Annotated in this window: 12 protein-coding genes; 2 read left to right on the top strand and 10 right to left on the bottom strand. The window is 35.0% G+C overall.

The window, feature by feature from the left end; translation table 11 throughout:
- Window positions 1-255: 255 nt before the first annotated feature.
- The 7 genes from A1704_RS03775 to A1704_RS03805 form a co-directional block, all read right to left on the bottom strand.
- Window positions 256-708, bottom strand: a complete 453-nt coding sequence (locus A1704_RS03775; RefSeq protein ID WP_062670578.1) for a hypothetical protein — start codon at window positions 706-708, stop codon at window positions 256-258.
- A 126-nt stretch (window positions 709-834) separates the two neighbouring features.
- Window positions 835-1,821 carry a hypothetical protein gene (locus tag A1704_RS03780; RefSeq protein ID WP_062670580.1) on the bottom strand — a complete coding sequence of 329 codons (987 nt, stop codon included), beginning with the start codon at window positions 1,819-1,821 and terminating at the stop codon, window positions 835-837.
- 137 nt (window positions 1,822-1,958) lie between these two features.
- Entirely contained in the window at window positions 1,959-2,315 is a 357-nt protein-coding gene (locus A1704_RS03785; protein ID WP_062670582.1) for an immunity protein Imm33 domain-containing protein, read from the bottom strand.
- 9 nt (window positions 2,316-2,324) lie between these two features.
- The gene (locus A1704_RS03790; protein WP_062670585.1) at window positions 2,325-2,834 is read right to left on the bottom strand and encodes an ankyrin repeat domain-containing protein; all 510 of its coding nucleotides are present in this window, start codon (window positions 2,832-2,834) and stop codon (window positions 2,325-2,327) included.
- Window positions 2,800-6,246, bottom strand: a complete 3,447-nt coding sequence (locus A1704_RS24795) for a DUF6443 domain-containing protein (protein WP_082798696.1) — start codon at window positions 6,244-6,246, stop codon at window positions 2,800-2,802. Before A1704_RS24795 ends, A1704_RS03790 begins: the two co-directional genes overlap by 35 nt.
- Window positions 6,247-6,252: 6 nt before the next feature.
- Window positions 6,253-9,702 (bottom strand): hypothetical protein, encoded by a 3,450-nt coding sequence (locus A1704_RS03800; RefSeq protein ID WP_131797467.1) that lies wholly within the window; start codon window positions 9,700-9,702, stop codon window positions 6,253-6,255.
- A gap of 6 nt (window positions 9,703-9,708) precedes the next feature.
- Complete coding sequence (locus tag A1704_RS03805; protein WP_062670591.1) at window positions 9,709-11,349, bottom strand: T9SS type A sorting domain-containing protein; 1,641 nt, start codon at window positions 11,347-11,349, stop codon at window positions 9,709-9,711.
- 328 nt (window positions 11,350-11,677) lie between these two features.
- Here A1704_RS03805 and A1704_RS03810 point away from each other — a divergent pair, with 328 nt between their 5' ends.
- Window positions 11,678-12,058 carry a helix-turn-helix domain-containing protein gene (locus tag A1704_RS03810; RefSeq protein WP_062670593.1) on the top strand — a complete coding sequence of 127 codons (381 nt, stop codon included), beginning with the start codon at window positions 11,678-11,680 and terminating at the stop codon, window positions 12,056-12,058.
- A 79-nt stretch (window positions 12,059-12,137) separates the two neighbouring features.
- Here the strand turns inward: A1704_RS03810 and A1704_RS03815 are convergent, their stop codons facing one another.
- Window positions 12,138-13,232: a DUF4274 domain-containing protein gene (locus A1704_RS03815; protein ID WP_062670595.1), complete on the bottom strand. Its 1,095-nt coding sequence runs from the start codon at window positions 13,230-13,232 to the stop codon at window positions 12,138-12,140.
- Between the two features lie 92 nt (window positions 13,233-13,324).
- Between A1704_RS03815 and A1704_RS03820 the strand changes: the two genes are divergently transcribed.
- A complete protein-coding gene (locus A1704_RS03820; protein ID WP_062670597.1) occupies window positions 13,325-14,140 on the top strand; it encodes an HNH endonuclease signature motif containing protein in 816 nt (271 codons plus the stop codon).
- 65 nt (window positions 14,141-14,205) lie between these two features.
- Here A1704_RS03820 and A1704_RS03825 read toward each other — a convergent pair whose 3' ends face one another.
- Together A1704_RS03825 and A1704_RS03830 are read right to left on the bottom strand one after the other, a co-directional pair.
- On the bottom strand, window positions 14,206-14,961 hold the full coding sequence (locus A1704_RS03825) for a hypothetical protein (RefSeq protein WP_131797468.1): 756 nt from the start codon (window positions 14,959-14,961) through the stop codon (window positions 14,206-14,208).
- A gap of 227 nt (window positions 14,962-15,188) precedes the next feature.
- On the bottom strand, window positions 15,189-16,355 hold the full coding sequence (locus tag A1704_RS03830) for a hypothetical protein (protein ID WP_062670601.1): 1,167 nt from the start codon (window positions 16,353-16,355) through the stop codon (window positions 15,189-15,191).
- Window positions 16,356-16,454 lie beyond the last annotated feature (99 nt).

The following is a 16,454-nucleotide window of genomic DNA, read 5'->3' on the forward strand; positions in this document are numbered from 1 at the left end:
TTGAGCAAAAATAAATATTATGCACCAAATCATACACCGTGAAAAACCCATAAAAAATTCCGTTTATTTACGGAACTCCCTATCCTGCAATTTCTAAATCATATTATCAATATACTTCTTCTCATTTCTTCTGGCGATCTACTAGTCCTCGCAATTCTAGCAATTTGCTCAAGTTGCCTTTTTGCTCCTCATCAAGCTTTTTCCAATCAATCCAATTTATATTCATGGTAACATCATACTCCCCTAATAGCCCATCTAGTAGAATATAAATAGCATTTTGCATTTTCCCGTTTCATCATAGTTTCTGATATTCAATTCTATTCCAAGTTCACCGTTTGAGGTAGAATATCTATAGAAAATATCATCATAGCCTATTGTATAGCCATCATAATTGACGCTATAATTATCACCAGATACTCGCTGCCTAAAAGCATTAAATTTCCAGTTCTTTAAATCGGGGCTCAATGCAATCAGCTTCCTTACATTCGCAAATGATCCTCTCATACCATCTGCTGAAATTGAAAACTCTCTAACCCCATTTTCCCGAATAGGACTAAACTCAAAAGTCAGATTGTCATCAATATTGCTTAATTGTGCATTGAGACTACTAAATATCCACTTCTGAGAGCTTTTATTTTCAATATTATCATGCAAAAGGCTTTGGTTGTCCACAAACCAAAACCAAAATTTTTCTTCAAGATTCTTCATGTTTTTATAAAATAATGTTCTTAGGGTAATGGCGAAAACTAAACGTTAATTTCTTTCTCTGGGATTTAAATCGAAATGAAGTCATTTACGATGTTCTGGAAAATTACATAAACAATAAAATCATCTTCATTCACCTTTAATACTAGCGACTATCCACCGCGCTGATTTTAAAAATCGTTTTGATACATCATCGCCCCATTCAGCTCCATAGTCCAATCGATAGATATTACAGTTCTCATTTCTCAAAACAGTCTGTATAGTCTGTAGAAGTTTATCTTCTTCTATAGATGCTGATACCTCTTTAAGTTTCCTATTCCAAGCCGGAGTTGGATTAGCACTTCTAGCTGAATCGAAAAAATTAATCAGCTGGACTTTAATTTCAAAGTCTTTCCAAATATCTTCTGATATATTCAAATTAAAGATTTCAGCAATAATCTTATAGCAACCTTGGTTATTCTCCACTCTGAATTTCTTTAAATAGTCAATTAATTCAGCATCGGTTGCTGAAACTAATTTTAAAATCTTTTTAAAACAGATAATATCATGGTGAAAATCTTTCTGAAATACTATGTGCAAAATATTTTTCAAGGTTTCAAACTTTATACTAACAGAGGCTTGTTTTATAATACCGCGAACGATTTCTATTTTAAGAATATCTTCCAAAAAATTGCTGTTAGGGGAAATAAAATAGTTATCTCTAAAATAAGCCGTGACACATAAAAAGTCTTCTGGTGAATAGACAATCATCTTATCCTGAACAAATTTTGGTATCAAATTGTCTCTAAGCAATGCCCCAATCCTTGCTACATATAATGATCTTAGAAAAGCATCGTTAAAGACATTGTTATAGTTCAGTAACTTTGGCAGAATATATTTATAACTTTTCCTTTCGCTTATTCCAGAAACAAGTTCGCTAAATTGGATTTCTAATTCAGCTTCTGTCTTTACTTGTTCATCCCTATCACTAGACGCTTCATGGTGTTTCAAAAGCAGTAAGTCAAACCAAGATTGAATATTATTGAAATCAGTTTCAGAAATATTTAATTCGTGGGCCAAAATTGTTGATTTTTCAAGTTCATCCTTTTTAAAAATCCAATATGGTTTGTTCGGCATAATTTATTTTGAATTTTATACTACAGGTAGTCTGGCATTTACTACCTAATCAGTATAGCTACAAATACCTATTTAATAAAATAGCACGGATAATAAACCCGTGCTATAATTTTTCATAAACACATGTTTTTCTATTTTTAATCTTCCAATAGACTTTCATCAAACCATATATCTTCGTACCCATTACTATCTATCAAAAATCGGTTTCCAGCTGGAAGTCCCATATATTTGACAACAAAAGAAGCACTCTCAAATAAGTGATAGGTGTGTGATGGACTAAAAAAATCAAATTCTTCTGGATTAAAGTCTTCGCCTGACCATATATACCAGCCATTCAAAGTTTCTGTACGGGGATGTCTTAATCCGTTTATCTGTAGAGAAGGATTAAAATTTTTCCCTAACGCAATTAATGAATCAAGATTCACCAAATCTTTATCTTGTGAATATTTTTCACATATTTCCTCTTGAAACTCTAGGTATCCATTATCTTTCATTTTTAATAGCTAATTACTAGTTAATATTCTTTGTAACTCTTCATCTTCGAATTGCTTTGCAAGATCTAATGGAGATCTGTTGCTGTTATTTTTAGAGTTTGACTCGATACCATATTCTTTTAGAAGTTTAACTATATCATAATCTCCATCAGAGTTAAAAACAGCAACCCACATTGCATTATTTCCATATTGATCTTTAATATCTTTCTCTATTCCTTTAGCATTTAATAACAATTTAGTAAACTTATAATTATTATGATCTACACTATAGTGCAAAGGTGTTTTACCCTCATCATCTTGTTTGTTAATATTGATATTACAAGATAAAAGATAATTCAAAATTTCTAATGCATCATAAGCAACTGCTTCATGAAGAAGATTTTGCTTATATTCATTTACAAATCTATTTACATTCGTTTCATTTACAATTTTCTTTAGGTTTTCTAATTCATTGAATCTAACCATTTGAAAGACGTTATCAGTATTATTTTTGTTCATATTTTCTGCTTCTATTTGCATTTCTGGATTCTGGTCTATAATTGTTCGGGTTTCTATATTCCTCTAAAAACTTTTCTTTTGAAATCTTACCATCCATATAATCTTTATGTAATTTTTTGTATTCATGGCCTTTTTTATGTCCCATATCCCACGATCTTGGTTTTACGGACTTATCCCAAGTCAATACTTCTCCAGTATTTGGATCTACAACTGTTCCATTCTTTTTCTTATTACTTTCCCATACTTTCTCTACTTGGTCTTTCCCATATGAAGGTCTACTTTTTGCATAAGGTTTAGTTTCAGTTGCTACATTACTTTCACTTACAATAGCTGGTGCTTTTCCCTTCAATCCTTTTGCAATTCCAGCGGTAGCTCCTGCGACCACGGTATCAAAAGCTGTTCCTCCTACATCTTGGCCCGCTGAGCGTGTTTCTCCTTGAGCTGCTTTATTAACGGTTTTTGCAGTGCCATAGATCCCAAATGTCAATGAATTGGCAACACTATCACCATAATCACTCCATGTATAATTATTTACAGCATTTTTAGTTGTGCCATAAGGATCTGATACAAAATTTCTTATCCCGTCAATCCTGCCAGTAAATCCTTCTTTTACACCTTTAAAGAAGTTACCACAACAACCATCTCCTTCACCAACTACATCTATTGGAGCATTTCCGTCTGGGTCAGCGTAGCGTACCGGGTTATTGAAAACATAATTATAAGGTGACCAGTTTCCAAAATCCTCACTTAATGGATCTGGTGAAAACCATCTTCCGGCATCAGACATATACATTCTTCCACCAAAGTCACTCCATGCTGTTTCTTGCTGTTTCTCCTTTCCGTGGGTAGAGTATCTATAGCTAGGTGTTATTGAAACAGCAGTACTCAGCTCTCCTCCAAATTCTAGTCCAAAAGGATAAAAATGTGTAGTTCTGTCTATTTTCAGGTTACCGGAAGCATCTTTGTAATACGCTAATCTGACATTTCCAACCTGATCTGTATAGTTGTAAATATACTTATTTTGAACGAAATCATAATATCCTTCTGTGGTTGGAACAAAACTTAAAACATCATTTAAATATTGAAACCCATCCAGATAATCTGTTGTTTCAATCGTTTTTACATTCATTCTGCCCGATCCATACGTATAGACTTTTCTTAATTTTGCGCCAGCAGCATTATATAGATATCTTGTATTGACATAGGTATTAACCTCTAAATCATGAGGAACATAATTTTGATCAAACTTTACGTAATTGGGAAGATTAAGGTAATTGTAATCTATCTGCAAAATCCCTCTGTCAACATGACTGCTCATATTCCCATTCCCATCATAAGGAATAGGATTTCCTGAAATATCAGGGTAGCCACCATAGTTACCAGAAGAGTCTGTTACTGTATTGAGCCTATTTCCTAAGTAGTTGTAGCTCAGATCATCCATTACTATCACTCCTACATTCGATAACAATCGGTTCCTTTTTAGGGTCTGGATATTCCCGTTTACATCATAAGTCAGGGTTTCATTGAAATAATTATTCTGTGGAACCGTCGCATTAGGTTCAGAATAAATTCCATTTTTGAGCCTGTTCAATCCGTCATACTTATAATTATATCTTCTAAACGTCCCACCATCAGCAGCCTGCCAGTCTATTTCTGCAATATTTCCATTGTATTTGCCTGTAGAAACCACTGAATAAACAGGATTATGGTATTTAAGCTCGTAGGCAAAGAGCTTCCCGTTTAGGTTAACGGGATCATTCACTTTGGTAATCCATCCACGGATATTGTAGGTCTGATCTATTGACTGTAACGGTGTACCAGTAGTATTGCCTGTTTTTTTATTAATAAGCTGTCCAAGGTCATTGTAGGTATTTTCTACCAGAAGTTCTTCGGTTAGACTGTTCACCTTATGATAGTGCTTCAACAGCCTTTTCTGGTTATCGTATTCAAATCTTTCTTTGATCAGCACTTCCGGATCTGTGCTTCCTTTTTTGTGGTAGGTATAACTTTCATCTACAGCACCGGAGAAATCAAGCTTAAATTCCTTTTTAGTATATCCCCCTAAATGATTCCAGCTTTTCTCCGCTACCTTTCCACCTTTGGTGTTATAATAGAAATAGGTTTTCGTCCAGTTATCATCTTCAATGTTCTTTACATAAGATGCTGTGGGCAGACCTTGGGTATTGGCACCTCCGTTCAGAGCCTTGTCTTCATTCACTACATATTGATCAAGGATTTTCGCAGGTGGAAATTCCTTAGTGTCCCTTGGGTAAGAATCATAGTAACTAACCGTTAACAGTGTTGTAAAGCCGGCTAGAAAATTGTTAGTATAATAGACCATGACTCCATTTTTATCAAACCCATTGGTCGTCTGATTTTCGCTGATTACCTGAGTACCAATCTGGCTTTGCATACTAGCTCTGTCGCCACCAGCAATAAGCCCTGTGTAAGCAACGCGACCAAAGGCATCATACTTGACAAATAACCATTGTCCTTTATTTTTCAGGTTTACATCCTGGGTAAGTACAGGACGGTCAGCAGAATCATACACAACAGATTCCCAGTCATCCCTTCCCGGCAGTCTTTTTTCTACTTGTCTGGCCAATCCGTCATACCGATATTGGTAACAAAGGCTGTTCACAATATCAGTAGTAACAACATTGTTATTCTGCTCAATTTTCTTTACTGCCAGAGCAGGAATTACAAATGCTTTTTGCCCATATTCATTGTAGACATAATAGGTGTCAATGTTTTGTGTCCCGTCTGTTCTACGGACCAGCACCGTCTCACCACGCCCGTTCTGAAACTGAGTAACCGGAGTTCCATCTTCATCAGTTACGGTATTCTTGTATAAAGTCCCGGCCTGATAAAAAATGTTTCCAGGTGCTAGGGATACAGAAGAAATTGTTTTATTATCCGTTCCTATTGTACCTGTAGTAGTATTGGTGATAAATTTCTTTACCTCTGTGCCCAAGTTTACTTCATATGTGTATTTCTGGGTATGACCGCTACTCATCTTCCATACATCACCTGCCTGTGCCAGTTGCAGCACCCTGTCTAATGGAGAATTTTCAATCTCTTTTTCTGTGTAGGCATTGGTCGCGTTATAGTAAGCGTTCGCTGTACTTTCATTCACAATTCCACTATGAATGGCTGAATTGAGAGTATTAGCAGGAACCGGAAGAATATCCTTAGCCTGTCTTCCAAATGCGTCATACGTAATTGGAGTAACCAGGTCTTTTCCTGTCGTTGTTACTTTTACAGTAATTATCTGTTTAGGTCTTCCTAATCCATCGAAATAGGTAATTGTCTCGGTCTTCTTGCTACAATCACCATTCAGGCATGTTTTGGACTGTACATAATTTTCTGTTAAACTTTGTGCGTAGGCTGTCATTGCCGCAAACAGCAGACCTAATAGTTGTATTTTTTTCATTTGTGTTTACTGCTTATAGTTATACTTGAATTCTTTTACCACTTTAAAACTGTAGGTTCCGGCATTATCTCTTTCCCTTACCTGAACCTGTTTAAGTCGGTTGGCACTGTCATAGACATACTGCTCTCTAATTCCTGATGGTGGTGTTATTGTGGTTACTCCCACCAAAGGATCATAGGTATAAGTGGTTACCATTCCTGCAGGCTGGAAGACATCAAGAGCCTGTAATAACTCAGCTTCTTTCGTTGGATCAGCTGCATCTTCATTGGACTTCGATACGATAGTACCGATCATACCTTCAATCTGACTGTATAAAGCGCCCACAACCTTAGCAATCGGCTGGGTCTTGTTATAACCCCAGACAATACTTACAGGCGTACCGTCTTTCTCCCTATACTGAAGAATATTTCCTTTTTCATCATATTTTTCATAAGTGACTTCTTTAGAAGAGATTGTAGGGGTTAGTGTATCATAAGAATACTCCGACAATGGAAGTACTGAGTATCCGGTTACGGAATGAGGCAGAGCCGTAGGATAGGTCGTTTCTTCTCTCGATATTACCTTCGTAATATTATCTGCTGTCTGCTGTGTTTTGGTTTCCAATGGAATACCAATCATATTCTTATCAATCATCAGCTGATTACCCTTCTCGTGGGCGTATTGATAAGAGGTTTCAGTAACTGTACCATCCGGGAAAGTATCTTTTTCATTTATAGGATAATCTCTGGTATTATACGTTATATCCTCAATTGTTTTTAAAGGCTTCCCGCTAAAACTTTCTATAGTCTCAGAATGCGTAGGATTGGCTTTTCCTATAATCTCCTCTACCGGAAGAATTCGCATCATACTGCTAATGTTACTGCGGTTATCACAGAAAACATTTAATCCCTGATCCTGTATACAGCCAGCATAATAATTTTCATAGGAATTAAAATGACCTGCATACAAATACTCTGAGTAGGGTGAATTGATATAGCTTACATCGAGTCCTGTAAGAACTCTTGAATCATAGATATTATATTCCGTATCTTTTTTATACAGACTTATATTCAGGTTATCCTTTTTTTCATCCCTTGTCAATAATCCTCTTTTATAATCATAATTATCTACCGGAAGAAATGGAGGTAATCCAAAATTGATATAGTGTGAGTCGGGATTTGGCTTATCAATAGGTGAAGTGTAAGAATATTCTGTTCTGCCCTTGCCTGTTTCCAAAACTGTTATATTCTGATAGCCCACATCAGAACCTTGTGTTTTCTGAACGGGAAGAAAACTCTGAGAGGAATAGATTGCAAATTCATTGGCATAAGGATATTGACAGTATCCTACCGACATTCCTCCACAAGTCGAAACAAATTTATTACTATACCCATACTTATAAGTCAGCAAGGGTTTTGGAAATACCAAGGCGCCACTGCTTTTTCCTGAATCTGTAAATTTGTTATACGAAAATGTAACTTTCTTTTGAGGAGTGACATCATTGGGATTGTCATAATAACTGATTGTATTGATTCTTATTCCTCCTCCGTTAAGCCACTGCTTTTGTGTTGGATTTTTTGTCTTAAATGAATAGTTAATGAGAGCAGTTCCCTGATCGTTTGAATTCGTCCAGGTAAATTTAATTCTATAAAAGTATCCCGCTTCTAAATTAATTTCTGAGTCCGTACCTATTAAACCATATGACTGTACCAACTCCTGATTCAGGTTTAATTTTTCTAAGAATAAAAATCCGATGTTATCGTCATTGTTTAAAATCTGACCGCTTTCCAGCACCAATATTTTATTCTGAAGAACCTTTCCTAAACTGTAAGTAGCGGAATTTAAAAAAGTACTCTGTAATGTAACATTATTCACATCACTGTAAGTCCAGTTTTCAATATTATCATCAAAATTGGCAATAGGTATTCCCAGATGATCAAATGAATACATATTGGCTCCAAAATCAAAAGTTCTAATACCTCCTGTAGACAATTTCATGCTTTTGAGGATATTCATATTGATACAATCCGGTGAAACATATTTTGCCAAAAGAGGATTAGCATTAGGACGGGGACAGTTAAACCAACCCCATGAATCTGTTCCCAACGTACGATTCTGTGGATTGGATGTATAGTCTAATACATAATCATACTGCTTATTGGAAGAAGAATCAAACTTTGTTACTTTTGAGAGTGATAACGTTTTGTTAGGTAAATTTCCTCCTGCTAAATTATAAGTAAAATAGCTGTAAGATAACTGGTGTGTTTCCAGTAATTTTCCGGATGAATCAAAAACTTTAACCTTATCTAATTTTTGCAGCTGCTGAGGCAGACTATAGTTTGAATCTTCTCTTCCCTGCAGATAGGTAAAATTAATTCTTCCTTTTCCCGGTATTTCTATATCTTTTAAACTTCGGACAAATGTATTGTTTGTTATGGTATTCGTTTCATAAGAAGCCGGCATCTGGCTATCGAAAGTCGTTGCTACAGGCAAAGTATTTGGATCTTCACTTGCCAACTTATTCCTGGTAATATTAGAGTGATCTGTATATTGAATTTCAGCAGGAGGGTAATACTCCAGCTTTACCAGTTCTGCACCAGATGTGCCAGAAACTTTGCTCAGGTGAAAAGCAGTAGTACTTTCACCAGAATCTTTGGAATTGGTTTGATAGGAGTCATAATACCCTATTTTATTAGATATACTTGATCTCTGGGTTCGTTCTAATACATCAAAAGTAGAACTATTTCCATATTCATCAAGAATTACAAAAGAGGCCACTTCTAATGCATTACCAGGGCTAGTAGAACCTATGGTAATCTTTAGGTTATTTTTATCTAATTTTTCAACGTATAAATTATTGTTGGAAGATTTTTTAATGATGAATCGCCCGGTATAGCCCATGAAATTATATTGATAAAGGTCATACTCCATATCATAACGGCTAAAAAACAGGGCATCAAATAAAAGTTTTTTATATTGATCCGTATGCTGAACACCACCTACTGCCAGTTCATCTAAATATTTTCTTGTATAATTGGTGTGGGCTCCTGCATAATTATATTCATCATAAAGAATTCCTACCCTTTTCTCTACTCCTTCAAAATTACGGTCATCTGAACTCCCTCTTATGGTTTTGGTTATGGTTCCTCCGGCAAACAAACTCCACCCTAGTCCTTCTTCTCCGGATTTCTCAAGAGGTTTTGCATTAAGAGGATGATAATTTAGGGAAACGTTCATTGAAATTTTAGAATCATTTGTTGGGATACTTGCAAGTGGAATTTTAATATCCGGGATTCCTGTATAGTAGCTTACAGGAACTTCTTCAAATTTCATTAAATTATTGGCAGTGGGAGCGGCCGGATAAATTTGTTTTATATTATCCATAGGACTGCTTGCAGTTGTCGGATTTGAATTTGCAGTCTGTGAATGTAAATACTGCATAAAAAACAATGGCAGTATTAAGTATTTTTTTCTCATTTGTGTCTATTTCTTGATTAGTTTAGCATTCGCCGTTTTATTAGTATCCATTTTTATGGTCACCAGATACACCCCCTGAACTAAAGCTTGGGTATTAATCTTAGTCACTCTGTTTTTTGTTTTTATATTCTGAAGCTGTCTACCACTCATATCGTATAAAAGAATATCTGCTTCTTTGAAGTCGTTGAATCCTATTTCTACATAAGCATAATCTGAAACAGGGTTTGGATAGATTTTGATATCATATTTTTCAATCAGCTGATTTACTTGCTTGTCTCCCAATTTTACAACCTTCCAGTTCTCTTTTCCTAGCTCTTCTGCACTGGTTCCTGCCAGAACAATTGAGCCATCTCTGTTCAGTTTCAGATCAGACAATCTCTCTTCCTTCTTTCTGGATTCTCCCTTGACATGTTTTCTCCATTGTTCATTTCCATTCTGATCCAAATAGAGCATCCAGAAGGTTTCATCATCGGTCTGGATTCTTTCTTCTGCCTGAGTGTAACCTCCCAACAATATTCCTTTTGTGACGTCTTGGTTCATGATTCTTGCATCTTGACTCTGAATCACACTTATTCCCATCAGGACATCACGGTTTCCAAAGTTGTAGGACTTCTGCCACTGCTGTTCACCCGTTTCATTTAAAGAAATCAGCCATAGATCTGTTCCATCTTCAATGCCTGCTGTTTTATTTCCCGATCTTTCTGATCTGGATTCTCCACCAATAATAAAGCCTGTTGAAGTTAAAGCCAGTGTTCTGATATGATCATCTGCTTTCCCTCCTAAGTTCTTTTCCCATTCTACTTTTCCGTTTTTGTCTAACTTGACAATCCAGTAGTCGCCTTCACCGAAATTGTCGCTTTGCTTTGAGGTTGCAGATAACAGGCTATGGGTTGCAGGTTTGTCGGTTGAAGTATTAGTGTTTATCGTTGATTGCTGATTATTCGTTTTAACAACTCCGCTTCTGGAATAAATTCCCAATAATGCTCCACCATCCTTTGTTGGAATCATTTTCTCTACTTCGTCTAAACCTTTTCCGCCTAAAATTAATTGGGAGAGCTCCTTTCCGTTTTTATCAAGTCTGGTAATTAGAACATCTTTTGAGCCGTAACCTTTTGAAGAATTCTGTACGTTACCGGCAACAAAGAATCCTAAATCTGTAGTCTGGATAACGGCTCTTGCTTCTTCGTCTGAAGAACTTCCAAGTGTTTTCTGCCATAATTCATCACCAAATTCATTGATCCTGATCAGCCAGATATCTGAGCCACCTTTTGAATCATCTTTTTTATCTAATCCTTTTCCTGAATAAGAAGTTCCTGCTAATAGAAATCCGCCATCCTGCGTAGTAACAGTTGCGGACAGATAATCATGATTTTGTCCTGAGAAATATTTTTCCCAGATTTCTTCTCCTTGCTGGTTTAGTTTTACCAGGTGGAAATCATAGCCGTTGTTTTGCTTATTTTCTGATGTTTGTTGCTTATTGCTTTGAATAGAGCTTCCTGTAATGAGATACTGCTGATCAATTGTTATGGTGACCTGGCTTAGAAAATCCTGGGTAGAGGATTTGATGTCTTTCTGCCAGAGGACCTGCTGTCCTTGTAAAGAAATTGCGGTATACAATAAGAGTATACTGTAAAAGTTTTTTTTCATAGTTCTTAGGTTTTTTTGGCTCCGCCAAATGTAATGCAGTTTCATCGGTGGAGATATGGGGATTTTCCCTGTTTTATCATTCCGTGATTTCCCTGATAAATGAAACTAAATCCTTCTGTTTTTAAGCCAATTGGTTAATAAGCCAAAGATAATTTGGGTCAGCGACAATACATGTCGTATTATATTTCATTTAAAATATTTAGGCAAGATAGCGTGATGGATTTTCAGCAACAATGCTTATGGTTATAAATTTAATAACTGCTGGTTATGAATTTGTATAGTTTTTCTATATTAAAATTCATTAAATTTGTCTGATTAAATATATATTATGGTTTCTCTCGGCACTAAATTAACCAGGCTACGTAAAAAGAAAGGATATACGCAACAGGAGGTTGCTGATTTATTGAATATTTCACAACCGGCATATCATAAATGGGAAACAGATTTGGCAAAACCCGCTGTTGAAAATCTATTAAAGATTTCTGAAGTTTATGAAATCGACTTAAATGATCTTCTGGAGGAAGTTCCTACCTTTAATATAACAAATAATGATTGCAGTATTCAAAACATTGGTAATCCACATTCCAATTTTTATGCAGAATCACCTGAGCTCATAAATGGAATTTTAAAGAATCAGGACGCAATTACTAATCTTCTTAGTGTTCAAAATAAACTTATTGAAACTCTCATCGATAAAATTAAAAAATAAGAGTAAATATTCTCGTTAATTTTTTGTCACGTTTTTTACTCTTCAATGGGGGATGCAAAATATATACGATATTTCAAAATTAGCCCTGCAAGTTTTGAATTGAAAAAGAATATATTATCTCAGGGATGATATCTTTATTAAAATTATCCAGGGTATCGGTAATAATAAACAGTGAAAATAGAATACCATCGACTTCCACTAAAAGTAATTTGAGATATTGGAGATTTTCAATATTTACCACTTTAATCTGCATTCCCTTTGTCGATACAAACCATTTATTATCATGTTTGATTCGTTTAAATTTGATAAAATCATCTTCAACCCCAATGATATCGACGAATGCTTCAAGATAGACCAGTTCATTTCTTAAGATGGTTGCAACATTGGTTACATTGTCTGTTAAATGTAAGGGTTTACTATTAAAAATGTTCAATGCTATGATGAAATCATCATTTTCAACAATAAGCTGGGGTTTTACCAATACCTTTTTTAGGGCTTTGTCAGAGGTATCAAAGCGTTTTCTTAAGTTCTCAGAAAATTTCCATGCCGTAAAAAAGTCATCGTATCTTTCATGATCAACACGCACAAATCCGGTAGGAATTTGAAATAATATTTCATTATGGACTGTTTTTAGAAGCAGTTTTTCATCTTCATTTGTAATAGTTAGATTTCCTTGGTAAAATTTTAAATTTCTTTGATGAAATGTTTCATTGAAAGAAGGTTCTACTCTTTTCCCTTTAGGATTTGAAAATAAGGTATCTACAGATTGATATTGATTAAGAAATTCCTGATGATCAAAATGTAAAGAATCCGGATCCTGATCTGGATTATAATAAAATAGCTCCTGTGAATAAAAGTTCTTCTCAAAATTTTTCAAAATGGAGGTAATAAGATCTGTGTCTTCACAATTGTTTTTATCCTTTATAAAGCCATCTATATCTGAGCGAAAGAAAATCATTCTTGCCGTAGGAATATCACATTGGCGATGATTAATAATATGCTTTAGCAGGTCATTGCCATTATCGTAATTATGATTTTGGGCGATATAATATAACTCTATAGGCTCCTGTATCGTGTTAAAAGTTTTTATATCGAGCTCTCTTCCTTCAAAGGAATAGTTTAAAAAATGATGAGCCAAGAAAGCAGCTCTCTTTTCTGATACTTTGAACTTCATGGTGTATGTTTTATTAAAATTTTAATAGATATATATCATCTATATTCTTACCCTTAAAATATGCAACTAAATAAATTAGTATTTTTAAATATATGAAAAAGAAAAATACTGAATACAGAAAAAGGCTTGACGACAGAGATTTCAGGCTGCTTTGGGCTTTATCAGGCGGTTTTTGTGGCCTTTGCCGCGAGCCCTTTATTGATATGGAGACTCTTGAATGTACCGTTCATCAGGCCCATATAATTTCCCGACATGATACCAATGTACCAAGTTATAGGGATATTCCCATTAAAGAAAAAGATAAATATGAAAATCTCTTTCTTTTGCATCCCACCTGTCATGAAAAAACAAAATACTTCTCATTAGAAGAACTGCAGGCTATTAAGACAAATCATGAAAAGCATGTAAGAGACACTTTAAATGGTGTTTATAATCCTTATCCTATAGGTAATGGTAAGTTTGCCACGTATCCACATGTAGTTTATTATCCGAAGGAAAGGGCGTTTAATCCTTTCAATGCCTATGCAGCTTTGTTTAGTATTGCTATTTTTAACATCCTTCTGGTTTTCTTCTTCATATATATTATGAAAGCAAAGTGGGAGATCAGTTCAGTGTTTCTGATGAGTTTATTACTTATTATGAGTGTCATGTACATAATAAAAGTTATTAGGGATCTAAAAAGAAGACCTGCAACCATTATTCATGAAGCAAAGTGTATTTTTTCAGGATGCAATGGAAAAGTAAGCATTATACGCCCTTCTCCAATTTACGACAGCATGAGTAAAAGGAATATTCCTGAGCCTGGGATTGGAATGTGCAGTTTTGACCATACCCATACTTTCACCGTCCCAAGAGATATGTCCTTGTCCAATAGAGGTGATTATCATCAGTTTAAAATATATCCATAATGACTTAAAATTATAAGGACTTTTGCTCATCCTATTACTGTATATATTACATCTCAAAACAAATATTACAATTTGGCGAATCTGGAAATTTTACTAAGGTCTATATCATATCTATTAAAAGCCTTGTACATATTGTTATACTTAATAAAATTGTGGCTTATGGCGATTTCCTTCAATGTTTTTGAAGTAAAAAGAACGTCTCCAAGAGCCCCGATCATCTTTATTTTTAGATAATGGCTGTAAAAGCTGTCGCCCCAGTATTTTTTAGAATCATTGTGAATCTTATGGATACTGAGTTCCTTCCCTTTGATCCAATCCCGGAGTTGAGGATGTTTAACAGAATCATACTCTTCTAATAACTCGGAAAGATAGGCATAACTTCCGGGCGAATTCTCAATCATATCCCTGGGAATAGAGCACTCGGATAGGCATATAAATACCCTTTCTAAGTTATCTTTCCATATAATACCGCTTACACAACAGAAATTGGGCAGTATAGTGAAATGGATATGAAAAGGTAGTGGAAAATTCTCTGTCATTGTTTGCTGCTCGGGTAGATATTCCATAATCTTAGAAACAGAGCTGTCGTCTTTATTAATATCGGAACCAAAATAGAGGTTTCCCTGCAAAATACGTTTATAAAACCGGGAATCTTTAGAAAGCCATCCAAAATTAGAGAAACAGGCCGTATATAACTGTGTTATATAGGCAACCTTTCTAGCTAAATATTCAGTATTATGGATATACACCTGCTTTTTAACAAATGATAGCGCAGAAAAACGCTCCATAGACTGATTCATTACTTTGTCAAATAACATCATCGCATTAACATTCATATAAACCTCCTTCTGGATATAAAATGGTCATTAATAATTGAGAAGTTCAGAAGTCTCCATAAACATCATTTATTATATTAATTTAAAGTTTTTTTTAATCAAGTAAAGAAATAACTAAAAAATGGGTGTCCCTGGATCAAATAGCATACTGTATGTAACAACCGTTCAAATATCATAAGGCTCAAATCTTAAAACACTGCAGTTTTCTTTTGCTAGTATCTTATATTTCTTCTCTTCTTTTTCTTTTTGGGCAGAGGAATATCTTCTGGCTCTAGATTATATGCCGGTCCTAAGCTTAACATGGAAAATAAATCGAGAAGTAATTCACTAGTCGTAAAGATCTCTTCAAAAGCAGAGAAAGGAATATTATTTTTTTCAGATAGATCTTTACATATTCTGCTCATTTCGAGGGTAAGGTTTTTCTCATCCATTGAGCTATAATGAAGGTTAATTAAACGCTCGGAAAGGATTTGCTTTTTCAGGGCCTGAATAACAGAATCCATATATTTTTTCTTTTCACCCGCAAAAACATTGGGATTGGTTATAAGCAGCGTGTTTTTGCTCCTAAGATCAGATATTTCTTTTTTTTGAAATTCGGTTTGAAGTTTTACATCTGAAATTTGTTTACGATGGGACTCGATCAGATCATTCTTTTTTAACAGCTCGGCATTGTAAAGTTTAAATGCTTGTCCGTAATTTTCAATGGTCTTTCCAGTCTTTATATGTTCAAACCCAAAAAAGTCAGTCTCTTTAACAATGAGGTCTTTGAATGAATTACCCTCTAGCTTTGTTTGCATCTCATTAATTTTCATTTCTAATGCTTTAAGCTCTTCTTCTTTTTTATGGATTTTGAACTCTACCGCTTCCAGCCTGCCTACCGAACCTGCTATTCCTCTTTCCATACCGAGACATTCAGCAGTAATATCCTGCATCTTAGAATAATGAAATGACTGATGCTTTAATGTTTTTCCAGTTTTCAGGTCTTGCCAGTCAGCGACAAGATGGGCATGAAGATTAGGTTTCCACTCCTTAGATTCTTTGTCCCAGTGTCCTTCATCTTTGTGGATGGCTATTTGAAAAACCCTTATCCCTAGTTCCTTTTCCAACTTTAGGGAAAGATCAAAAAGGTCTTTCATCGTGGTATTCTCCTTAATAACTACCACTGCTTCACGGACAGGCATAGCATTGCTCTGTAATTTTCTTCCAGATGTCTCCTTACAATATGCCTGAATTTTATTGAGTCTGTCACCAATCTTATCTTCCTGCCAGTATTCATTTTTAACAGTCAATTCTTTTCGGATATAATCGAAAGTTTTTCTTCTAAAATTATGGATCTCAGAATCAGGTTTTACAGCTTTAAAATTGATAGAAGTTTTCATAAGATAGTTGTTTTGTTAAATTGTGATATATTTGCAGTGATAGCTCATAAGCGTTTGCAGTAATTACTTCAAACATTCTTCTACTTGAGGCAGCCAACA

Origin of the sequence: Chryseobacterium cucumeris, assembly GCF_001593385.1 — a bacterium.
Lineage (GTDB): Bacteria > Bacteroidota > Bacteroidia > Flavobacteriales > Weeksellaceae > Chryseobacterium > Chryseobacterium cucumeris.